At 66.6% G+C, this 20027-nt stretch carries 20 protein-coding genes; 7 read left to right on the top strand and 13 right to left on the bottom strand.

The annotated features are described in order from the left end of the window. Window positions 1-29 precede the first annotated feature (29 nt). On the top strand, window positions 30-497 hold the full coding sequence (locus RZE77_RS21205; protein ID WP_015866742.1) for a winged helix-turn-helix transcriptional regulator: 468 nt from the start codon (window positions 30-32) through the stop codon (window positions 495-497). Window positions 498-552: 55 nt separating this feature from the next. After that, entirely contained in the window at window positions 553-951 is a 399-nt protein-coding gene (locus RZE77_RS21200; protein WP_307657106.1) for an OsmC family protein, read from the top strand. An 18-nt stretch (window positions 952-969) separates the two neighbouring features. On the opposite strand, the gene RZE77_RS21195 is transcribed toward RZE77_RS21200, so the two are convergent. Continuing rightward, window positions 970-1302, bottom strand: coding sequence for a winged helix-turn-helix transcriptional regulator (locus RZE77_RS21195; protein ID WP_319439144.1), 333 nt, complete (start codon window positions 1300-1302; stop codon window positions 970-972). A gap of 127 nt (window positions 1303-1429) precedes the next feature. Here RZE77_RS21195 and RZE77_RS21190 point away from each other — a divergent pair, with 127 nt between their 5' ends. The 3 genes from RZE77_RS21190 (at window position 1430) to RZE77_RS21180 (ending at window position 3538) form a co-directional block, all read left to right on the top strand. Further along, window positions 1430-2302: an NAD(P)-dependent oxidoreductase gene (locus tag RZE77_RS21190; protein ID WP_319439143.1), complete on the top strand. Its 873-nt coding sequence runs from the start codon at window positions 1430-1432 to the stop codon at window positions 2300-2302. 71 nt (window positions 2303-2373) lie between these two features. Then, the gene (gene lpxO, locus RZE77_RS21185; RefSeq protein WP_319439142.1) at window positions 2374-3270 is read left to right on the top strand and encodes a lipid A hydroxylase LpxO; all 897 of its coding nucleotides are present in this window, start codon (window positions 2374-2376) and stop codon (window positions 3268-3270) included. A 43-nt stretch (window positions 3271-3313) separates the two neighbouring features. Then, the gene (locus tag RZE77_RS21180) at window positions 3314-3538 is read left to right on the top strand and encodes an oxidoreductase-like domain-containing protein (RefSeq protein WP_319439141.1); all 225 of its coding nucleotides are present in this window, start codon (window positions 3314-3316) and stop codon (window positions 3536-3538) included. 6 nt (window positions 3539-3544) lie between these two features. Here RZE77_RS21180 and RZE77_RS21175 read toward each other — a convergent pair whose 3' ends face one another. From RZE77_RS21175 to RZE77_RS21140, 8 genes are all read right to left on the bottom strand, one after another. Next, window positions 3545-4021, bottom strand: coding sequence for a nucleoside deaminase (locus RZE77_RS21175; RefSeq protein ID WP_015866738.1), 477 nt, complete (start codon window positions 4019-4021; stop codon window positions 3545-3547). Between the two features lie 8 nt (window positions 4022-4029). Continuing rightward, window positions 4030-4800 (bottom strand): ABC transporter permease, encoded by a 771-nt coding sequence (locus RZE77_RS21170; protein ID WP_015866737.1) that lies wholly within the window; start codon window positions 4798-4800, stop codon window positions 4030-4032. 9 nt (window positions 4801-4809) lie between these two features. After that, window positions 4810-5670 carry an ABC transporter ATP-binding protein gene (locus RZE77_RS21165; protein ID WP_319439140.1) on the bottom strand — a complete coding sequence of 287 codons (861 nt, stop codon included), beginning with the start codon at window positions 5668-5670 and terminating at the stop codon, window positions 4810-4812. Next, window positions 5670-6704, bottom strand: a complete 1035-nt coding sequence (locus RZE77_RS21160) for an ABC transporter substrate-binding protein (protein ID WP_319439139.1) — start codon at window positions 6702-6704, stop codon at window positions 5670-5672. Before RZE77_RS21160 ends, RZE77_RS21165 begins: the two co-directional genes overlap by 1 nt. 222 nt (window positions 6705-6926) lie before the next feature. Next, complete coding sequence (locus RZE77_RS21155; protein ID WP_319439138.1) at window positions 6927-7928, bottom strand: TRAP transporter substrate-binding protein; 1002 nt, start codon at window positions 7926-7928, stop codon at window positions 6927-6929. Between the two features lie 59 nt (window positions 7929-7987). Next, window positions 7988-9253, bottom strand: coding sequence for a TRAP transporter large permease (locus tag RZE77_RS21150; RefSeq protein ID WP_319439137.1), 1266 nt, complete (start codon window positions 9251-9253; stop codon window positions 7988-7990). 1 nt (window position 9254) lies between these two features. Then, window positions 9255-9854 (bottom strand): TRAP transporter small permease, encoded by a 600-nt coding sequence (locus RZE77_RS21145; protein ID WP_319439136.1) that lies wholly within the window; start codon window positions 9852-9854, stop codon window positions 9255-9257. Between the two features lie 237 nt (window positions 9855-10091). Next, window positions 10092-12395 (bottom strand): NADP-dependent malic enzyme, encoded by a 2304-nt coding sequence (locus RZE77_RS21140; protein ID WP_319439135.1) that lies wholly within the window; start codon window positions 12393-12395, stop codon window positions 10092-10094. A 221-nt stretch (window positions 12396-12616) separates the two neighbouring features. On the opposite strand from RZE77_RS21140, the gene RZE77_RS21135 reads away from it, so the two are divergent. Then, window positions 12617-13951, top strand: a complete 1335-nt coding sequence (locus tag RZE77_RS21135; RefSeq protein ID WP_319439134.1) for an NAD(P)/FAD-dependent oxidoreductase — start codon at window positions 12617-12619, stop codon at window positions 13949-13951. 3 nt (window positions 13952-13954) lie between these two features. Here the strand turns inward: RZE77_RS21135 and RZE77_RS21130 are convergent, their stop codons facing one another. Genes RZE77_RS21130 through gcl form a run of 3 tightly spaced genes read right to left on the bottom strand, consistent with a single transcriptional unit; the run spans window position 13955 to window position 17481 of the window. Beyond that, a complete protein-coding gene (locus RZE77_RS21130; RefSeq protein ID WP_027730731.1) occupies window positions 13955-14863 on the bottom strand; it encodes a 2-hydroxy-3-oxopropionate reductase in 909 nt (302 codons plus the stop codon). Between the two features lie 28 nt (window positions 14864-14891). Continuing rightward, window positions 14892-15671 carry a hydroxypyruvate isomerase gene (gene hyi, locus RZE77_RS21125; protein WP_319439133.1) on the bottom strand — a complete coding sequence of 260 codons (780 nt, stop codon included), beginning with the start codon at window positions 15669-15671 and terminating at the stop codon, window positions 14892-14894. Between the two features lie 16 nt (window positions 15672-15687). Next, window positions 15688-17481: a glyoxylate carboligase gene (gcl, locus tag RZE77_RS21120; protein WP_319439132.1), complete on the bottom strand. Its 1794-nt coding sequence runs from the start codon at window positions 17479-17481 to the stop codon at window positions 15688-15690. A gap of 112 nt (window positions 17482-17593) precedes the next feature. Between gcl and RZE77_RS21115 the strand changes: the two genes are divergently transcribed. Next, the gene (locus RZE77_RS21115; RefSeq protein WP_309926993.1) at window positions 17594-18496 is read left to right on the top strand and encodes a LysR family transcriptional regulator; all 903 of its coding nucleotides are present in this window, start codon (window positions 17594-17596) and stop codon (window positions 18494-18496) included. An 18-nt stretch (window positions 18497-18514) separates the two neighbouring features. Here RZE77_RS21115 and RZE77_RS21110 read toward each other — a convergent pair whose 3' ends face one another. Beyond that, entirely contained in the window at window positions 18515-20014 is a 1500-nt protein-coding gene (locus RZE77_RS21110) for a carotenoid oxygenase family protein (protein ID WP_319439131.1), read from the bottom strand. Window positions 20015-20027 lie beyond the last annotated feature (13 nt).

The raw sequence follows: 20027 nt of genomic DNA, 5'->3' as shown, positions 1-20027 counted from the left end.
AGCAAGCCAATTGCCAGCCACGGAGTGAAATGCCCGAACTCGACCGTATCGACCGCAAGATCCTCGACCTGCTGCAGCGCCAGGGCCGTATTTCCATGACCGAACTCGCCGAGCGCATCGGCCTGTCGGCATCGCCCTGCGCCGAGCGCGTGAAGCGCATGGAGCGCGAGGGCGTCATCAGCGGCTACCACGCGCATGTGTCGCCCGAGGCGCTGGGCAAGACGCTGCTGGTATTCGTGGAGATCAAGCTCTCGGCCAAGTCGGGCGAGGTGTTCGACAAGGTGCGCAAGGAGCTGCTGCACATGCCCGAGGTGCTCGAGTGCCACCTGGTCTCGGGCAGCTTCGACTACCTGGTGAAGGCGCGCCTGAGCGGCATGAGCGAATACCGGCACCTTCTGGGCGACATCCTCAAGAAGCTGCCCGTGGCGGCCGAATCGCACAGCTACGTGGTGATGGAGGAAATCAAGGAAACGCTGATGCTCGCGGTCGACCGCTGAAGCGGGTGGCGGGCTACCATCGCGCCCGGCATCCACACCCCACAAGGACATCGGCATGAGCATCACGGTCCGGCGCGACGGCATCACGGGCACGCGTCACATCCTCAAGATCCGCAACCACGAGATTCCGATCGATGCCTCGCCGGCCGGCGGCGGCAGCGATGCGGGGCCAGAGCCGCACGACCTGTACGACGCGTCGCTGGCCGCCTGCAAGGCGCTCACCGTGCTGATCTACGCGCGCCGCAAGGGCATGCCGGTGGAAGACATCGAAGTGATCGTCGACCGCGACGACAGCGAGGAACGCAAGGGCGTCTATCGGCTCAAGTCGAGCCTGCGCGTGACCGGCGAACTGACCGAGGCGCAGCGCGACGAACTGCTGCGCGTGGCCGGCAAGTGCCCGGTGCACCGGCTCATGACCGAGGTGAAGACCGAGATCGAGACCGGCTGGGCCTGAGCGGGACAGTCGGTTCGCTCAGCGCGCGGCATTCGCGCGCTTCGCATAGCGGTCGCCCCAATCGGCCAGCGGCCCGAGCGCCGCATTGAGCGATGCGCCGAGCTTGGTCTCGGAATATTCCACCCGCGGCGGCACTTCGTGGAACACCTCGCGGTGCACGAGGCCGTCCGCCTCCAACTCGCGCAACTGCTGGATCAGCATCTTCTCGCTGATGTCGGGCAAGAGGCGCCGCAGCTCGCCGAAGCGGCGCGCCTGCACATGAAGCTCCCACAGGATCACCGCTTTCCATTTGCCGCCGATGACTTCGAATGCGGGGCCGATGCCGCAGGAGTAGGGCTTTTTCGCTTTCATCCGCCGATCCTTCTCTGGCTTCATTACATACGTTTTGGTAAGTACCTCACTTTATTGTAGGTACTTGACCGTTGGAGAGTGCAATTCCTACGATGCAGGCCTCTTCACAACTCGCGATTGGACTGCCATGGGCAACAAGCAAATCACCGTACTGGGACTGGGATCGATGGGCCAGACCCTTGCGCGCCTCTACCTCGACAAGGGGTACGAGGTCACCGTCTGGAACCGCACGGCCGGCAAGGCCGACGCATTGGCGGCCCGCGGCGCCGTGGCCGCACGCAGCGCCGCCGAAGCGGTGCGCGCCAGCCCGGTGGCCGTGATGTGCGTCTACGACTACCGCGCGGCCGATGCCATTCTTGCGATGGAGGGTGTGGCGGCCGCGCTGGACGGCCGCCTGCTGGTGCAGCTGACCACCGGCAGCCCGCAGGACGCGCGCGACGCCGAGGCCTGGGCGCACCGCCAGGGCGCGACCTACCTCGAAGGCGCCATCCAGGCCGCGCCCGACCAGATGGGGCAAGCCGACACGCCGATCCTGGTGTCGGGTGCCGAAGCCGTCTTTCGCGCGGCCGAGCCGCTCCTGCAGGTGCTCGGCGGCGGCATCGTCTATCTCGGCGGCAAGGCGAGCGCGGCCGCCGCCATGGACCTGGCCACGCTTTCCACCATCTACGGAACCCTGCTGGGCTTCCTGCACGGCGCGCGCGTGGCCGAGCACGAGGGCTTCGACGTGGCGGAATACGGCCGCATCGTGGCCGGCATCATGCCCACCTTTGCCGGCTTTCTTCAGCACGAAGGCGGCGTCATCCAGTCGGGCGACTTCGCCATTTCGCAAAGCCCGATGCGCATTTCGATCGAGGCGACCCAGCGCATCCTGCAGACGGCGCAGCAGGCGGGCATCAACAGCGAATTCCCGGCGTTCGCGGCGGGTCTTTTCCGGCGCGCCGACGCGGCGGGGCTGGGCGGCGAGGAAGTGGCCGCGCTGATCAAGCTGCTGCGCCGCTGAAAAGGCCGTCGAAAGCCGGAATAAAGGCGAAGAATTACACTATCGGCCCGCTTTACAGGACACTTTCAACAATGAAGTGGGTCATTCTTGCCATCTTCGCGCTCAGCGCGCTCTACGTTCACTTCCGCGGCCAGGTCCGGCATCGTTTCTTCAGGCAGCTGTCCGATCACTCGACCTTCCTGGCGCCGCTGAACGCCTTCATGTACATCTTCTCGAAGGTGCCGAGCACGCCGTACCTGTCGCCCGCGCAGTTTCCCGAGATGCGCGTGCTGGAAGAGAACTGGCAGGTCATCCGCGAAGAGGCGCTCGCCATGCGCAACGGCGGCAGCATCAAGGCCTCGAGCCAGTTCAACGACGTGGGCTTCAACTCCTTCTTCAAGAGCGGCTGGAAGCGCTTCTACCTCAAGTGGTACGACGAAGCGCATCCCTCAGCCGCCGTGCTGTGCCCCCGCACCACCGAGCTGCTCAAGGGCATCGGCACCATCAAGGCGGCCATGTTCGCCGAGCTGCCGCCGGGCAGCCGCCTGGTGCGCCACCGCGACCCCTTCGCCGGTTCGCTGCGCTACCACCTGGGCCTCTGGACGCCGGGCGTGGAGGGCTGCTACATCGACGTGGACGGCCAGCGCTACCACTGGCGCGACGGCGAGGCCGTGGTGTTCGACGAAACCTACATCCACTATGCCGAGAACACGACCGACAAGGACCGCGTGATCCTGTTCTGCGACATCGAGCGCCCGCTGAAGTACCGCTGGGCCAGCGCAATCAACCGCTGGTTTGCAAAGAACCTGCTGGCGGCCGCCGCCTCGCCCAATGATGCCGGCGACAAGACCGGCGGCATCAACCGCGCGTTCAAGTACATCTACCAGATCCGCGTGATCGGCAAGCGCCTCAAGGCCTGGGACAAGCGGGTGTACTACCTTGTGAAGTGGGCCATCTTCGGCGGCTTGGCGCTCTGGATCTTCTGGTAAGGCGCAAGCCTGCCGCGCGGTGCCTGGCCACCGCTGCCAGCCCATGTCCTTTGCAGACAAAGACCTGCCCGTTCCGGTCGACCTTGCCAGCGCCCAGGCGCTGATCGCGAGCGTCCAGTCGCTCCTTCAGGCCCGGGGCCTTGCCTTGCGCATGCCGCCACCGGAGCCCACCACCTGCTGCGGGCGCGGCTGCAACGGCTGCGTGTGGGAAGGCTGGCTGGCCGCCGTGGCCTACTGGCGCGACGAGGCCGCGCTGCTGCTGGCCTAGCGCTACCTAACGCGCTTCCCAGAACCCGCGATGCGTGGCGATCATTTCTTCCGCCACTTCGGGCACCGGCCCGATCACCTCGATCTTCTTCTGTCCGCGCGCGAACACTTCGCGGCAGGGCAGGCTCAGCGTGGGGTTCTCGGGGTGGTCGCCCGTGAGCGCGAGCAGGGCGCTTTCTTCCGCGCCGTAGACGATGCGGCCGATGTGGGCCCAGTAGCTGGTGCCCGCGCACATGGCGCAGGGCTCGAAGGTCGTGACCAGCGTGCATTGCCACAAGTAATCGGCCGGCCAGTTCTGCGCCGCATGGCGCGCCAGCGTGGCTTCGGCGTGGTTCACCGTGTCGATGTTGCCCTGCTCGGCCAGGATGGTTTCGCCGTCGGGCGCGACTAGCACCGCGCCGAAGGGGTGGCGGCCCATGGCCATGGCGCGGCGGGCCACCTCGTCGGCGCGGCGCAGCGCGCGGATGATCTGGTCGCGTGTCATCCGGTGCCTTATTGGTTTTGCGATCCGCGGTGCGCCCAGCCGGTCGTATGCTTTTCGATCACGCTGAAGAGCTCGTACATCAGCATGGCCATCGCGCCCACCACCATCAGGCCCGCGAAGGCCAGGCCCATCTGCATGGCCGAGCCGGCCGAAATGAGCAGGTAGCCGATGCCTTCGTTGGCCGCGGTCATCTCGCTGACCGTGGTGCCGACGAAGGCCAGCGTGATCGCCACCTTGAGCGAGCCGAAGAAGTAGGGCATGGAGCGCGGCAGGCCGATCTTCATGAGCACGTCCCAGCGCTTGGCGCCGAGCACGCGCAGCACGTCTTCGAGCTCGGGCTCCAGCGTGGCAAGGCCGGTGGCAATGTTGACCATGATCGGAAAGAAGCTGATCAGGAAGGCCGTGAGGATCGCCGGCCCGACGCCAATGCCGAACCACACCACGAGGATCGGCACGAAGGCCGCCTTGGGCAGCGCGTTGAAGGCCGTCATCAGCGGATAGATCGCCGCATACGCGATGCGCGAACTGCCGATCACGAAGCCCAGCAGCACGCCCACCACAATGGCCAGGCCGAAGCCGGCCATCGTGACCCAGAAGGTGCGCCACGCATGGCCCGCGATGATTTCCTTGAACTCCCAGAACTGGGTCCAGATGCGCAGCGGACTCGGAAAGATGAAGTCCGACACCCCGAAGCCCGCGCAGATCACCTGCCACAGCAGGATCACGGCCACGAGCAGCAGCCAGGGCGACCAGCGTTCGATTTGCTTGGTGTTCTTCATGGCGCGCCTTCAGTGGGACACTGCAGCAGCGGCCGTTTGCGCCGCGCTGATGCCCGTGTTGCGGATGGCGCCGATGTGGCCGCGCAGTTCCAGCACGATGTCGGTGAATTCCTTGGTGTAGGTGAGCTCCAGTTCGCGCGGGCGCGGCAACTCGATCTCGCGCTTGACCACGAAGCGGCCGGGGCTCTTGCTCATCACGTACACCGTGTCGGCCAGGAACACCGATTCGCGCAGGTCGTGCGTCACCAGGATGACGTTGAACTGCTGCTCGGTCCAGAGGTCGCGCAGGATGCACCAGAGCTCCTCGCGCGTGAAGGCGTCGAGCGCGCCGAAGGGCTCGTCGAGCAGCAGCATCTTGGGTTCGTGGATGAGCGCGCGGCAGATGCTCGCGCGCTGCTGCATGCCGCCCGAGAGCTGCCATGGAAACTTGTCTTCATAGCCCGCAAGGCCCACCTTCTGCAGCAGCTTGCGCGCGCGCTCGACGTACTCCTTGCGTTTGGCCTTGAAGCTCGAGCGGTAGGGCTCGACGATCTCCAGCGGCAGCAGCACGTTGTCGACCGTGGTGCGCCACGGCAGCAGCGAAGGCGCCTGGAACGCCATGCCCGATATCTTGAGCGGCCCGGTCACGGGCTGGCCGTCGATGCGGATCTTGCCCATCGACGGCATCTTGAGGCCCGTGGTGAGCTTCATGAAGGTCGACTTGCCGCAGCCCGAGGGCCCGACGATGGCAATGAACTCGCCGCGCTTCACCTTCAGGTCGATGGCTTCGACCGCAAAGTGGTTCTCGCGCAGGAGCTCTTCGTTGTAGGCGAGCCAGACGTCCTGGAAATCGACGAAGGAAGCAGCGGCCGCGTTCGATGCGTCCGCCATCACTTGCGCAGCACGCCGTTGAGTTCGGCCGCGGGCGGCAGCAGCGCGGCGGTCCACACGGCGTCGGGGCTCACGCGGGTCTTGGTGTTGAACGCATCCGACACCTGCGAGGCCATCAGCGACATGCGGCCCGCGTTGACCGTGCCGAAGCCTTCGCTGCGCGCGTCGGCGCTGTTGATCACGGTGTCGATGGCCAGCTGCAGGCGGCGGGTTTCGAGCTTGCTGTCGATGATGCCGTCGCGCGCCTTGACGGATTCGATGGCCACCGCCGGATTGGCGATCACTTCCTTCGCGCCCTTGGCAAAGGCCGAGAGGAATTTCTTCACCGCTTCCGGGTTCTCCTTGATGAGCTTGGGCGACGCGATGATCACGTTGCCGTAGAGCTTCACGCCGTAGTCGGGGTAGGGCAGCACGACGATGTCGGCGGCCTTGGCGCCGCGCGCCTCCAGGTTCAAGAGCGAGGTGAAGGTGAAGCCGGTGATCGCGTCGATGTCGCCGCGGATCAGCATGGTTTCGCGCAGCGTCGGGTCCATGGCGGTCCAGTTCACGGCGCCGATGTTGTTGGCCTTGGCGAAGATCGGGAACGCGCGGCGGCCCGCGTCGAACACCGGCGCGCCGAGCTTCTTGCCGGCCAGGTCGGCCGGCTTGGCGATGCCGCTCTTCTTGAGCGCCATGACCGAGGCCGGCGTGTTGTTGTAGACCATCATTACCGCGACCGGCTTGTTGGGGCTGTCGGGGTTGTTGGCGTGGAATTCCATCAGCGCGGCGAGGTCGGCAAAGCCCATCTCGTAGGCGCCCGAGGCCACGCGCGTGACCGTGCCGCCCGAGCCGTTGCCCGCGTCGATGGTCACGTCCAGGCCCGCGGCCTTGAAGTAGCCCTTGGCGGCAGGGTGCAGGAACAGCGCGGCCGGTCCTTCGAAGCGCCAGTCGAGCTGGAACTTGATCGGCGTCGTGGGCTGGGCCAGGGCCGAGGAAAGGCCGAAGCTGAGGGCCGAGGCGGCGAGGAAGGACTGGAGCAGTTGGCGCTTGTTCATGCGGGATCCGTTAGAGGTGAATGCTTCTGCATTCAAGCAAAAACGGTGCCCGCACGCGATTGGTGCGAACCCTTCCGGGGAACTCTTGCGGTGCAAGATTGGAGCAATGGCGCACCCTCTTTGTGAGTTCTCTCGGATTTCAGCCGAAAGAATCAGGAGGGTTGAACCAATATGGGGCGCCGGCCCACCAGCCGGCGCCACCGGCGCTTGTCGCGCGCAGGCTCAGAGCGCCGCGCCGATCTTGCGCAGCTCCGCGATCTGCGGCGCCTTGGGCAGCCAGATCTTGTCGAACTCCGCGATGATCGGCGCGGGGTTGTAGCCCGCGTCGCTCCTGATGGTGATGCCGCTGGCCTTGAACTTGTCGATCAGGCCGAGCTCGGTGGTCACGATGTCCCTGATCTGCGCGTCGAGCGACTGCTTGACCAGGTCGGTGATCAGCGCCTTGTCCTTGCTGTCGAGGGTCTGCCAGATGCGGCCCGACACCAGCGGAGCGAAGGGCATGAAGAGCGCGTTCATCGGCAGCATCGTCTTGGCCACGCGGTCGAAGCGCTGGTTCCACGAGAACTCGATGTCCGCTTCGAGCCCGTCGACCTGGCCGTTGGACATGGCGTCGAAAACGGCCGGCGTCGGAATCGGCGTCGGTGCGGCGCCCAGCAGCTGGTAGAAGTCGCGGTACACCGGCGTCGGGTTGATGCGCAGCTTCATGCCCTTGAGGTCGGTGGGCGTGGAGATGGGCTTGGTCGCGAACACCACGCGCATGCCGGTGATGCCCCAGCCCAGGCCGATGGTGCCGGTCTCGCGCGGCAGCACCTCGAGCAGCTTCAGCGCGGCGGGCGTGCGCACCAGCGAGGCCACGTTGGTGGTCGAGCGCACGAGGTAGGGTGCGTTGATGGCCGCCACGCTGGACACGCGCGAGCCGAGCTCGGCCGCCTGGATCCAGCCCATGTCCAGCGCGCCCGACTGCAGCTGCTGCATCATGGCCGACTCGTTGCCCAACTGGCCCGAATGGAACACCGTCGCGCTCAGGCGACCGTCGGTGGCCTTCTTGAGCGCTTCGCCGAAGGCGAGCGCCGCGCGGTTCCATGAGTGGCCGGCCGGCGTGATGAGGCCGAGGCGGAATTCCTTGGCGGCCGCCGCGCGCGACACGGTGCCGAAGAGGGCGGACGACGCGGCAGCGGTACCGGCTGCGGCCTGGACGACGAATTTGCGGCGAGAAAGGGACATGCGAGGCTCCGGTTGAGTGAAGAAGGAGGATGAAGAAGGGAAAGGGAGGGCGGCGGGACTTACTTGATGAGCGCGAGCGACAGGCTCGGGAACAGCGACAGCAGCACCAGCGCCGCGCAGCAGATCAGGAAGAACGGCAGGGTGACGATGAACATCTTTCCGGGCTTGGCGCCGGTCACGGCGGAGGCCACGAAGAAGCTCAGCCCCACGGGCGGCGTCATCAGCCCGAGCACGAGGTTGATCACCACCACCACGCCGAAGTGGCGCGGGTCGATGCCGTAGATCTCGGTGGCAATGGGCAAGAGGATCGGCACCGTCATGATCAGCCCCGGAATGCCGTCGATCACGGTGCCGATCACCAGCAGGATCAGGTTCACGAGCAGCAAAAACGCGATCGGGTCCTTGGCCACGGTCTGGATCCATGCGGCCGTCGCCTGCGGCACCTTGCCGTAGATCAGGAGCCACGAGAACACGGCCGCCGCGGCCACCAGGAACAGCACCACCGCCGAGTAGATCGCCGACTTGAGCAGGATCTGCGGAATCATCGCGAAGCGGAATTCCTTCGTGACATAGCGGCCCACCAGCACCGCGGCCACCGCGCCCACGGCGGCCGCCTCGGTCGGGTTGGCAAAGCCGCCCAGGATGGAGCCGACGATCACGATGGGAATCAGCAGCGTCGGGCAGGCCGTGAGCATCGTGTGCAGGCGCTGCCGGAGGGTGCGCTTCTCGGTGCGCGGGTAGTTGTAGACCAGCCCCATGCACGCGATCACGATGAAGAACAGCACCGTGAGGATCACGCCGGGGATGATGCCGGCAATCAGCATGTCGCCCACCGCCACCTGCGCGAGCACGCTGTACACCACGAACATCACCGAGGGCGGAATGATCGGCCCCAGCATGCCGCCATACACCGTGATGCCGGCCGCAAAGGTCTTGTCGTAGCCCTGTTTTTCCATCTCGGGCACCATGATCTGGCTCATGATGGCCACCTGCGCGGTGGCCGAGCCGATGATCGACGACACCAGCATGTTGGCCAGGATGTTCACGTAGGCGAGGCCGCCCTTCACCGAGCCGATGAAGGCCAGCGCGAGGTCGACCAGCCGCTTGGTGATGCCGCCGCCGTTCATGATTTCGCCGATCAGGATGAACAGCGGAATCGCGATGAGGCTGTAGCTGTCGACGCCGCCGAACATCTGCACCGGGAACGACTGGAACAGCACCGTGTCGCCGGAGTTGAGGATGTAGACGATGCCCGCAAGGCACAGGCAGGCGCCGATCGGCACGCCCACCAGCATGATCAACAGGAAGAATGCGGAAGTCAGCATGTCAGTTCACCGCGTCTGCATTGGTCACATGGAACTCGGTGTGCGTGCGCCTGGGCTGCAGGCCGAGGTCTTCGACGAGGTTCGACAGCGCATGCAGGCTGAGCGTGAGCGAGAAGATCGGCAGGATCAGCTGGACGGCCCAGGCCGGCCAGTTCAGCGTCTGCGTGCGCTCGGTGTAGAGAAAGTTGAAGGACTCGGCCGCGTATTCCTTGGCATCGAAACCCCAGCGCACGATGCCCACCGGGTCCATGTAGAGCCAGCACATCGCCAGCAGCGCAAGGCCGAGCGCCAGCACGCCGCACGAGGCGCCGGCCTTGGCGATGCGCGCGGCCTTTTCGCCCAGCTTGTCCGTGAGCAGCGTCACCGCAAAGTCCAGCCGCAGCCGCGTCATGGCCGACGCGCCGATGAAGGTGAGCCACACCACGCAGTAGACGGAAGCTTCGTCGACCCAGTAGAGCGGCACGCCGCCATAGCGCGTGACCACGTTCAGCAGCACCAGCGCGATGAGCAGGCCCATCAGGCCCGAAAGCAGCCGGCGCTCGCAGCGCAGCACGAAGTCGGACGCATCGAGCACCCGGCGGGAGAAGCTCCCGCGATCCAAGGCGTGTTCTGCCATGTGAGAAGAGAAGGGAAGGTTGACGAAGGGCCGGAAGGGCTGTGGTTTCTCTAAATATATTAATAAGATATTTAAAATATCCGATCAGGGTATTAGCAGATTGCATGCCAGCCGAAAAAATGATGAGCGGGCGAAAACGGTGCGTGCACCGGCCGGGCCGCAATGAAAAACGCCCCGCTGCGTACTGCAGCGGGGCGTCGGTCCAGGGAATGCGGAAGCGGCCTACTTCAGCGCGGTTGTCGCATTCGCCACCGCCAGCGCCGTCATGTTGACCACGCGCCGCACCGTCGACGAGGGCGTGAGCACATGCGCCGAGCCTGCGGCGCCGAGCAGGATCGGGCCGACCGTGATGCCGTTGGCGCCCGTCATCTTCAGCACGTTGTAGAGGATGTGGGCCGAGTCGAGGTTGGGACACACCAGCAGGTTGGCCTCGCCGGTGAGCGTGCTCTCGGGCAGGGCGGTGCGGCGCACCTCTTCGGACAACGCCGCGTCGCCGTGCATCTCGCCGTCGCATTCGATGTCGGGCGCCATCTGCGCGAACAGGTCGCGCGCGAGCCGCATCTTGCGTGCCGAGCCGCGGCTCGAGGTGCCGTAGTTCGAGTGCGAGAGGAAGGCCACCTTCGGCGGCATGCCGAAGCGGCGCACCTCTTCGGCGGCCATCATGGCGATGCTCGCGAGCAGCTCGGCGCTCGGGTCTTCGTTCACGTTGGTATCGGTGATGAATACCGTGCGCTTCTCGAGCGTGAGCGCATTGAGCGTGGCGAAGCCCGGCGCGCCGCGCTTCAGGCCGATCAGGTTGCGGATGTGCTCCAGGTGCACGTCGAAGCGCCCGACCAGGCCGCAGATCATCGCGTCGGCATCGCCCAGGTGCATCATCAGCGCCGCGATGGTGGTGTTGGAGCGGCGCACCATGGTCTTGGCGGCCTCGGGCGTGACGCCGCGGCGGCCCATGACCTTGTGGAAGGTCTCCCAGTAGGTGCGAAAGCGCGGATCGTCCTCGGGGTTGACGATCTCGAAGTCGGTTCCTGCGCGGATGTGCAGGCCGGCCTTCTGGATGCGCGCCTCGATCACGGCCGGGCGTCCCACCAGGATGGGCTGGGCCAGGCCTTCGTCGATGGCCCACTGCGCGGCGCGCAGCACGCGTTCGTCCTCGCCCTCGGCATAGGCCACGCGCTTGGCGGCCGCGATCTTGGCGGCGCTGAACACCGGGCGCATGAACATGCCGGTCTGGAACACGAAGCGCGTGAGGTGCTGGCGGTAGGCCTCCAGGTCCTCGATCGGGCGTGCGGCCACGCCGGAGGCCGCCGCTGCCTTGGCCACGGCTGGCGCAATGCGCAGGATGAGCCGCGAATCGAAGGGCTTCGGAATGATGTAGTCGGGCCCGAAGGACAGCTCCTGCCCGGCATAGGCCGTGGCCACTTCCTCGCTGATGTCGGCCTTGGTGAGCTCGGCGATCTCGCGCACGCAGGCCAGCTTCATTTCTTCCGTGATCTTGCTGGCGCCGCAGTCGAGCGCGCCGCGGAAGATGTACGGGAAGCACAGCACGTTGTTGACCTGGTTCGGGTAGTCCGAGCGGCCAGTGGCAATGATGCAGTCGGGCCGCACGGCCTTGGCGAGCTCGGGCCGGATCTCGGGCTCGGGGTTGGCCAGCGCCAGGATGATCGGCTGGCCGGCCATGGTCTTCACCATGTCGGCGCTCATCACGCCGGGCGCGGAGCACCCCAGGAACACATCGGCGTCCTTCACCACGTCGGCCAGGGTGCGGGCGCCGGTGTCTTTCTGGGCGTAGCGCGCCTTGGAGTCGTCGAAGCCGCCCGCGCGGCCCATGTAGATCAGGCCCTTGGAGTCGCAGGCATAGATGTTGGCGGGCTTGGCGCCCAGGCCCACCATCACGTCGAGGCAGGCAATGGCGGCCGCGCCGGCGCCGGAGACGGCGATCTTGACCTCTTCGATCTTCTTGCCGACCAGCTCGAGGCCGTTGATGAGCGCCGCGGCCGAGATGATGGCCGTGCCGTGCTGGTCGTCATGGAACACCGGGATGTTCATGCGCTCGCGCAGCTTCTTCTCGATGTAGAAGCACTCGGGTGCCTTGATGTCTTCCAGGTTGATGCCGCCTAGCGTGGGCTCGAGCGCCGCAATGATCTCGACCAGCTTGTCGGGGTCGTTCTCGGCCAGCTCGATGTCGAACACGTCGATGCCGGCGAATTTCTTGAACAGGCAGCCCTTGCCTTCCATCACCGGCTTGGCGGCCAGCGGGCCGATGTTGCCCAGGCCCAGCACCGCGGTGCCGTTGGTGACCACGCCCACCAGGTTGCCGCGTGCGGTGAACTCGGCCGCCATCGACGGATCGGCCGCGATGTCCAGGCAGGGGTAGGCCACGCCGGGCGAATAGGCCAGCGACAGGTCGCGCTGGTTCAGGAGCGGCTTGGTCGGGCTGATGGAAATCTTGCCCTTGACGGGCGAACGGTGGTATTCGCGCGCTGCTTCGCGAAGTGCTTCTTCGGCGGGTGACAGGTTAGCAGCCATGAAAAGTCTCCTTGTTTCTGACGGGCAATGAGGCTACCCCAAAAAACAGCCGCCTCTTCTCCGGGTGGGCACGGGTTTTGGTGCTCCAGGCGCGATTTCTCTGCATGCCGACTCGCTAAACTCCCGGCTGTTACCAGGATTTAACGCTTGGCGAACGCCCCGTGCATCGGCCTTGCGGGCCGGCCACCATCAACAACGAAGAAGACCCAGGAGGGGAGCGCATGACGCCCGGACCTTTCACGAGTACAGAGCCCGACGTCGTGGTCATCGGCGGGGGCCCGGCGGGTTCCACCGTGGCCGCATTGCTGGCGGACAAGGGCCACGACGTGGTGCTGTTCGAGAAGGCGCACCATCCGCGCTTTCACATCGGCGAATCGCTGCTGCCGATGAACATGCCGCTGTTCGACCGCCTGGGCGTGCGCACCGAGGTCGAGGCCATCGGCATTGCCAAGCACGGCGCCGAGTTCGTCTCGCCCTGGCATGACCACACCAGCCACTTCTTCTTCGGCGAGGCCATGGACAAGAGCTTTCCGTATGCGGTGCACGTGCGCCGCTCGGAGTTCGACGAGCTGCTGTTCCGCCATGCCGCCCGGCGCGGCGCGCGCACCTTCGAAGGCCAGCGCGTCATGGGCGTGGACATGGACGCCGGCAAGGGCGCGGACAAGCGCGCGCTGGTGAAGATCAAGGCCGAGGACGGCACCGAAACCAGCTGGCGCCCGCGCTTCGTGATCGATGCGAGCGGCCGCGACACGGTGCTGTCGAACCAGTTCGACGCCAAGCAGCGCAACCGCAAGCACGCCAGCGCGGCCCTGTTCGGCCATTTCGAGAATGCCGAGCGCCGGCCCGGCCGCTACGAAGGCAACATCTCGCTCTTCTGGTTCGACCACGGCTGGTTCTGGTACATCCCGCTGAAGGACGGCACCGTGAGCGTCGGCGCGGTGGCGTCGCCCGCGTACTTCAAGCGGCGCAAGGGCACGCTCGAGGAGTTCCTGATGGAGACCATCGCGCTCGCGCCCAAGCTGGCCGCGCGCCTGAAGAACGCCACGCTGATGGAAGGCGCCACCACCACCGGCAACTACGCCTACGACTCCAAGTTCTGCCGCGGCGACCGCTTCATGATGGTCGGCGACGCCTATGCCTTCGTCGACCCGATGTTCTCGTCGGGCGTGTACCTGGCAATGAACAGCGCCTTCGAGAGCGCTACCGCGGCCGACTTCTGGCTCAGGGGCGAGATGAAGGAAGCCGAGAAGGCCTTCCGCCGCTTCGACAAGGTGATGAAGCACGGCCCGAAGATGTTCTCGTGGTTCATCTACCGCATCACCTCGCCGGCCATCCGCCGTCTGTTCATGAACCCGCGCAACATCTGGCGCATGCAGGAGGCGCTGCTGTCCATCCTGGCGGGCGACCTGTTCCGCAACACGCCCATCGGCCCGCGCTTCTGGGGCTTCAAGATCACCTACTACGCCTCGTGCATCGGCATCCTGCCGCAGGCCATCAAGACCTGGGCATGGCGCCGGCGCAACCTGAAGGAATCGCTGGAGACCGCAAAGACCTGAGCTTCAGTCCGGGGTTACCGTGTGCTGCGCCAGCGCTTCGAGTGCACGCACCAGCGCCGAGTGGTCCTGCTGGCCATGGCCCAGTGCGGCGCAGGCGTTCATGAGCTGCGCCGCGCCCGCCGTCTGCGGCAGCGCCACGCCCAGCGCCCGTGCGCTCTGCAGCGCCAGGTTCAGGTCCTTCTGGTGCAGCGAGATGCGAAAGCCCGGCGCGAAGGTGCGCTTGATCATGCGTTCGCCGTGCACCTCGAGGATGCGCGAGCTCGCGAAGCCGCCCATCAGCGCCTGCCGCACCTTGGCCGGATCGGCGCCCGCCTTGGAGGCGAACAGCAGCGCCTCGCCCACGGCCGCGATGTTCAGTGCCACGATGATCTGGTTGGCCACCTTGCAGACCTGGCCGTCGCCCACGTTGCCGACCAGCGTGACGTTCTTGCCCATCTTCTCGAGCAGCGGCCGCACCTGGCCGAAGGTGCCTTCGTCGCCGCCGCACATGATGGTGAGGCTGGCGGCCTTGGCGCCCACTTCGCCGCCCGAGACCGGCGCGTCGATGTAGCCGCAGCCCAGCGCGATGATGCGCTTGGCGAAGCCCTTGGTGGCAATCGGATCGATGGAGCTGCAGTCCACCACGATCTTGCCGCGCGAGTCCTTCAGGCCCTCGGCCACGCCCTGCGTGCCCGGCTCGCCGAACAGCACTTTTTCCACGTCGGGCGTGTCGGGCACCATGATGAAGATCACGTCGGCCTGGCGTGCCACCTCGGCCGCCGAAGCGCAGATGGTGGCCTTCGAGATGAAGGGCTCGGGCGTGTTGCCCTGTGTGTTCACGAAGAGCTGGTGCCCCGCGTCGAGCAGGTGGCCCGCCATGGGCGCGCCCATGATGCCGAGGCCGATGAAACCGATCTTTTGCGATTGCGACATGTCTCTGTTTCCGATCTGAAGTTGTCTTTTATTGCGTAAGCGCTTCGCGCCAGCCAAGGCCGTTCACGGTGTCGCTGCGCGGCTTGTATTCGCAGCCGATCCAGCCGTCGTAGCCGATCGAGTCGATGTGCCTGAAGAGCCATGGGTAGTTGATCTCGCCCGTGCCCGGCTCGCCGCGCCCGGGGTTGTCGGCCAGCTGGATGTGGCCGATGCGCGCGAGGTGCTTCGTGAGCGTGTTGCCGAGTTCGCCTTCCATGCGCTGCGCGTGGTAGATGTCGTACTGCACCCGCAGGTTGGAAGAGCCCACCTCGTCGATCAGCGCGAGGGCCTGGTCGGTGCGCGTGAGAAAGAAGCCCGGGATGTCGAAGGTGTTGATCGGCTCGATCAGGAGGCCGAGGCCCGCCGACTCGAGCTCGCCGGCGGCAAGGCGCAGGTTCTCGACCACCGTCCGGTGCGCGGCCTCGGTGCTCACGCCGGCCGGCACCTTGCCGACCAGGCAGTTGAGCTGCGGGCATCCCAGCGCGGTGGCGTAGTCGATGGCCATGGCAATGCCCTCGCGGAACTCGCCGGTGCGCTCCGGATGGCAGGCGATGCCGCGCTCGCCCTTGTCCCAGTCGCCGGCCGGCAGGTTGTGCAGCACCTGCTGCAAGCCATTGGTGCGCAGCGCGGCCGCGAGCTCCTTCTTTTCGAAGGGGTAGGGGAACAGGTATTCCACCGCCTCGAAGCCGGCCTTGGCGGCGGCCTCGAAGCGCTGCATGAACGGCAGCTCGGTGAAGAGCATCGTGAGGTTGGCTGCAAACTTGGGCATGGCGTGTCGCTCCTCTTCAGTCCAGCATCTCGGCCGCGACGGCGGTCGGTGCATCGGCCGGATGCTCGGCCAGCGGCTCGAACTCGGTGATGTTGTCGATCTCGGTGCCCATCGCGATGTTGGTCACGCGCTCCAGCATCACCTCGATGACGACCGGCACGCTGAACTCGGCCATCAGCGCCTCGGCGCGCTGGATGGCCGGTGCGATCTCTTCCTGCCTGTTCACGCGGATCGCCTTGCAGCCCAGGCCCTCGACCACTTTCAGGTGGTCCACGCCGTAGCTGCTTTCGATGCCCGCATCGGGCCCCGCGTTGATGTTGTCGAACGCGAGCTGCACGCAGTAGTCCATCTCGAAGCCGCGCTGCGCCTGGCGGATCAGGCCGAGGTAGGAGTTGTTGACCACGATGTGGATGTACGGCAGCTTGAACTGCGCACCCACCGCGAGCTCCTCGATCATGAACTGGAAGTCGTAGTCGCCCGAGAGCGCGACGATCTTGCGCGTCGGGTCTGCGGCGCGCACGCCCAGTGCGGCCGGAATGGTCCAGCCCAGCGGGCCGGCCTGGCCGCAGTTGATCCAGTGGCGCGGGTTGTACACGTGCAGGAACTGCGCAGCCGCGATCTGCGAGAGGCCGATGGTGCTCACGTAGCAGGTGTCGTTGCTGAAGTTGTTGTTCATGCACTGGTACACGCGCTGCGGCTTCATCGGCACTTCGTCGAAGTTGGTCTTGCGCAGCATGGTCTTCTTGCGCTCGATGCACGACCTGGCCCACTCGCGGCGGTCGCGCAGCCTGCCGGCGGCCTTCATCTCCTCGGCCACTTCGACGAAGAGCGCGAGCGCGGCCTTGGCGTCGGACACGATGCCGAAGTCGGGCGTGAACACGCGGCCGATCTGCGTGGGCTCGATGTCCACGTGCACGAAGGTGCGGCCCTTGGTGTAGACGTCGACCGAACCCGTGTGCCGGTTGGCCCAGCGGTTGCCGATGCCCAGCACGAAGTCGCTCGCGAGCATGGTCGCGTTGCCGTAGCGGTGGCTGGTCTGCAGGCCGCACATGCCGGCCATCAGCGGATGGTCGTCGGGAATGGCGCCCCAGCCCATCAGCGTGGGAATCACCGGCACGCCGGTGGTCTCGGCAAAGCGCACCAGCAGGTCGGCCGCGTCGGCGTTGATGACGCCGCCGCCGGCCACGATCAGCGGGCGCTCGGCGGCCTGGAGCATGCCGATGGCCTTCTCGATCTGGGCGCGCGTGGCGGCGGGCTTGTAGGGGGTGAGCGGCTCGTAGCTGTCGATGTCGAATTCGATCTCGGCCATCTGCACGTCGAAGGGCAGGTCGACCAGCACCGGGCCCGGACGGCCCGAGCGCATCAGGTGGAAGGCCTGCTGGAACACCTGCGGCACCTGGCCGGGCTCGCGCACGGTAACGGACCACTTGGTGACCGGCTTGGAGATCGACTCGATGTCGACTGCCTGGAAGTCTTCCTTGTAGAGCCGTGCGCGCGGCGCCTGGCCGGTGATGCAAAGAATGGGAATCGAATCGGCCCAGGCCGAGTACAGGCCCGTGATCATGTCGGTGCCCGCGGGGCCCGAGGTGCCGATGCACACGCCGATGTTGCCGGCCACGGCGCGGGTGTAGCCCTCGGCCATGTGCGAGGCGCCCTCGACGTGGCGCGCGAGGATGTGCGAGATGGTGCCGCGCTGGCGCAGCGCGGAATACATCGGATTGATGGCCGCGCCGGGCACGCCGAAGGCCTGCGTCACGCCTTCCTTTTCCATCACCAGCACGGCGGCCTGGACCGCTTTCATTTTTGCCATGGGACTGTCTCCTTGAGTGGCGTCCACTGTAGGAAGCGCGGGCCATTCGAAGAAGACGGCTGCGGGCCATAAAACCTATTCCAATGTGGAATAAGTGATTACGATGCCGGCCATGGACAGATTGTTGGCAATGGAAATGTTCGTGCGCGTGGTCGAGACCGGCAGCTTCTCGAAGGCGGCGCTCGAGTTCCACACCACCCAGCCCACCGTGACCAAGCAGGTCGCGGCCACCGAGGCGCGGCTGAAGGTGCGGCTGCTCAACCGCAACACGCGCGGCGTGAGCCTCACGGAGCCGGGCGCGCTCTACTACGAGAAGTGCAAGAACATCGTGCGCGAGGCCGAGGAGGCCGAGAGCATCGTGCAGCTGCGCCAGAACCAGGCGCAGGGGCTGCTGCGAATCGGCACCTCGGTGGCCTTCGGCCGCCGCGTGGTGGTGCCGCTGGCGCTCGAATACATGCGCCGGCATCCGCAGGTGCAGCTCGACCTGAGCTTCGAGGACCGCTACGTCGACCTCATCGCGCAGGGCATCGACGTGGCCATCCGCATGGGCAAGCTGGCCGATTCGTCGCTGGGCGCGCGCTACCTGGGCACCAACCCGTGGGCCATGGTCGCGGCGCCGGGCTACCTCAAGAAGCACGGCACGCCCAGGCGCGCGCAGGACCTGAGCGCGCACGTGGCGCTGATCTACAGCAGCGTGGTGGGCGACGAGTTCTGGCGCATGCACACGCCCAAGGGCGATCCGGTGACGGTGCCGGTCTCGGGGCGCTTCCGCTCCAACAACCTTTCCGCGGTGCTGGCCGCGGCGCGCGACGGCCTGGGCATTGCGCTCATGCCGCGCTACGTGGCGAGCGAATCGCTGGCCTCGGGCAAGGTGCTCGAAGTGCTGGGCGATCACAAGCTGCCCGAGCAGGAGATCCACGCCGTCTTTCCCTCGCCCAAGCTGGTGCCGGGCAAGGTGTCGGGTTTCGTCGCCTTCCTGCAGGGGCGCTTTGCCGAAGGCTGGTGGGGCGGCTGAGCGCGCCCACCGCCTGCTTCAGGCCGGCACGAAGGCGCCGTGCAGGCCCAGCGGAAGGGCGTAGGGCAGGGTGGCTTGTGCCACTGGGCCCGCCGCCAGCTGATCGGCCGCGAAGCACGACAGCACGGTCTTCTGCCGGCCGAAATCGAGCACCGTGCCCAGCACCCAGCCCGGCCTGGTGCCGTCCGGCACGAAGACGTGCTCTTCCACCATGGCCTGCGCGCCGTAGCTGAAGCGCTGGCTGCGGCCGCTTTCGACGTCGGTTCGCGCGATTGCGCCGAAGCCCGGCACGTCGAGGCGCGTCTGGGTGGCATGAACCACCTGGCGATGACGCAGGCCGACGCGCCGCGGGTCGATGCGCGGAAACTCGGCTTCCTGCGCCAGCGCCTGCTGCGTGGCCCGGCCGGTGCCGAGGTTCAGCGTGGCGACGGTCAGCCGCGGGTGGGTGCTCTTCACACGGCGCGCGCGCATCACTTCGCGGTTGGCCGTGAACACCGAATCGGCGTTGTCCGAACGCACGTAGTCGATGTGGATGAGAGTGCCGCGCGGCGTGTCTTCTTCCCAGGCATTGCCGACGTGGAACAGGAAGCCGGCCGGCAGCGCGAGCAGCTGGCGCCGCTCCCAGTTCTGCTTGTCGACCACCAGGACGCGCATGCCGAGTTCCGGCCGCCAGACATGGGCGTCGAGAAAGCTCGCACCCGCCTCCTTGCGCTTGCCGTCGTAGACCAGCGGCGGCATCAGGAACACCAGGTGCCGCTCGGTCACGGCGAAGTCGTGGACCATCGGCATGTCGGCCACCGGCACCACGGCTGCGCGCCGCAGCGTGCCTTCGGGCGCAATCTCGTACAGCGCCAGCAGGCCCTGGCCGGAGCTCACGCCAAAGTTCCACACCGTGCCGTCCGGATCGACCTTGGGATGGGCCGAGAACGGCATCCCAGCGAGGTCGGCCCGCCAGGTCTTCACGCCCAGCGTGTCCAGCGTGCGCGCATCGACGCGCGTGGCCGAGCCGCCTTCCCAGAGCGCCAGCACCTCGCCCTGCATCGGCAGCACGCTGGTGTTGGCGACGTTGATGCTGTCGGCCGAGGTCGGCGGCTCGACGCCCGGCGGCATGGTGCCGAAGGCCTCGAACAGGCGGCGCCCGGCCCGCACCTCGGCCACGCGCTTGGGCGTGGCGACATAGCGGCCCTGGTGCCGCACGTCGGCGCCGTCGATCACGAAGCGGTGCACCATGCCGTCGCCGTCGAACCAGTGGTGGTAGCGCTCGCCGCCCAGGTCGTGGCCGGCCGGGCCGATGCGGAAAAGCGTGCCGGCCACGGCATCGGGAAAGCGCCCGCGCACCGTGGCGCGGGTCAGCGGCAGGTCGTCCGGGGGCGTGGCGAAGCCGGTCTTCCAGGGCGCATCGGCGGCTTCGAACCGGGCTTGCCAGTCGTCGGCAGTGCCGGCCGCACGGGCCAGCGGTGCCAGGAGGGGCAGGGCGCCGGCCGAGGCCAGCAGGCGCAGGAGTTCGCGTCGTTCCATGGCGTCTTGCTCC

Origin of the sequence: Variovorax sp. SPNA7, assembly GCF_033807855.1 — a bacterium.
Lineage (GTDB): Bacteria > Pseudomonadota > Gammaproteobacteria > Burkholderiales > Burkholderiaceae_C > Variovorax > Variovorax beijingensis.
The sequence above is the reverse complement of the archived record's forward strand: the minus strand, read 5'-3'. Positions and strand labels throughout refer to the sequence as shown.

Bases quoted from the DNA above. Each gene is read 5' to 3' on its own strand.
- RZE77_RS21205 (WP_015866742.1), top strand. From the start codon at position 30: ATGCCCGAACTCGACCGTATCGACCGCAAGATCCTCGACCTGCTGCAG.
- RZE77_RS21200 (WP_307657106.1), top strand. From the start codon at position 553: ATGAGCATCACGGTCCGGCGCGACGGCATCACGGGCACGCGTCACATC.
- RZE77_RS21195 (WP_319439144.1), bottom strand. From the start codon at position 1,302: ATGAAAGCGAAAAAGCCCTACTCCTGCGGCATCGGCCCCGCATTCGAA.
- RZE77_RS21190 (WP_319439143.1), top strand. From the start codon at position 1,430: ATGGGCAACAAGCAAATCACCGTACTGGGACTGGGATCGATGGGCCAG.
- lpxO (WP_319439142.1), top strand. From the start codon at position 2,374: ATGAAGTGGGTCATTCTTGCCATCTTCGCGCTCAGCGCGCTCTACGTT.
- RZE77_RS21180 (WP_319439141.1), top strand. From the start codon at position 3,314: ATGTCCTTTGCAGACAAAGACCTGCCCGTTCCGGTCGACCTTGCCAGC.
- RZE77_RS21175 (WP_015866738.1), bottom strand. From the start codon at position 4,021: ATGACACGCGACCAGATCATCCGCGCGCTGCGCCGCGCCGACGAGGTG.
- RZE77_RS21170 (WP_015866737.1), bottom strand. From the start codon at position 4,800: ATGAAGAACACCAAGCAAATCGAACGCTGGTCGCCCTGGCTGCTGCTC.
- RZE77_RS21165 (WP_319439140.1), bottom strand. From the start codon at position 5,670: ATGGCGGACGCATCGAACGCGGCCGCTGCTTCCTTCGTCGATTTCCAG.
- RZE77_RS21160 (WP_319439139.1), bottom strand. From the start codon at position 6,704: ATGAACAAGCGCCAACTGCTCCAGTCCTTCCTCGCCGCCTCGGCCCTC.
- RZE77_RS21155 (WP_319439138.1), bottom strand. From the start codon at position 7,928: ATGTCCCTTTCTCGCCGCAAATTCGTCGTCCAGGCCGCAGCCGGTACC.
- RZE77_RS21150 (WP_319439137.1), bottom strand. From the start codon at position 9,253: ATGCTGACTTCCGCATTCTTCCTGTTGATCATGCTGGTGGGCGTGCCG.
- RZE77_RS21140 (WP_319439135.1), bottom strand. From the start codon at position 12,395: ATGGCTGCTAACCTGTCACCCGCCGAAGAAGCACTTCGCGAAGCAGCG.
- RZE77_RS21135 (WP_319439134.1), top strand. From the start codon at position 12,617: ATGACGCCCGGACCTTTCACGAGTACAGAGCCCGACGTCGTGGTCATC.
- RZE77_RS21130 (WP_027730731.1), bottom strand. From the start codon at position 14,863: ATGTCGCAATCGCAAAAGATCGGTTTCATCGGCCTCGGCATCATGGGC.
- hyi (WP_319439133.1), bottom strand. From the start codon at position 15,671: ATGCCCAAGTTTGCAGCCAACCTCACGATGCTCTTCACCGAGCTGCCG.
- gcl (WP_319439132.1), bottom strand. From the start codon at position 17,481: ATGGCAAAAATGAAAGCGGTCCAGGCCGCCGTGCTGGTGATGGAAAAG.
- RZE77_RS21115 (WP_309926993.1), top strand. From the start codon at position 17,594: ATGGACAGATTGTTGGCAATGGAAATGTTCGTGCGCGTGGTCGAGACC.
- RZE77_RS21110 (WP_319439131.1), bottom strand. From the start codon at position 20,014: ATGGAACGACGCGAACTCCTGCGCCTGCTGGCCTCGGCCGGCGCCCTG.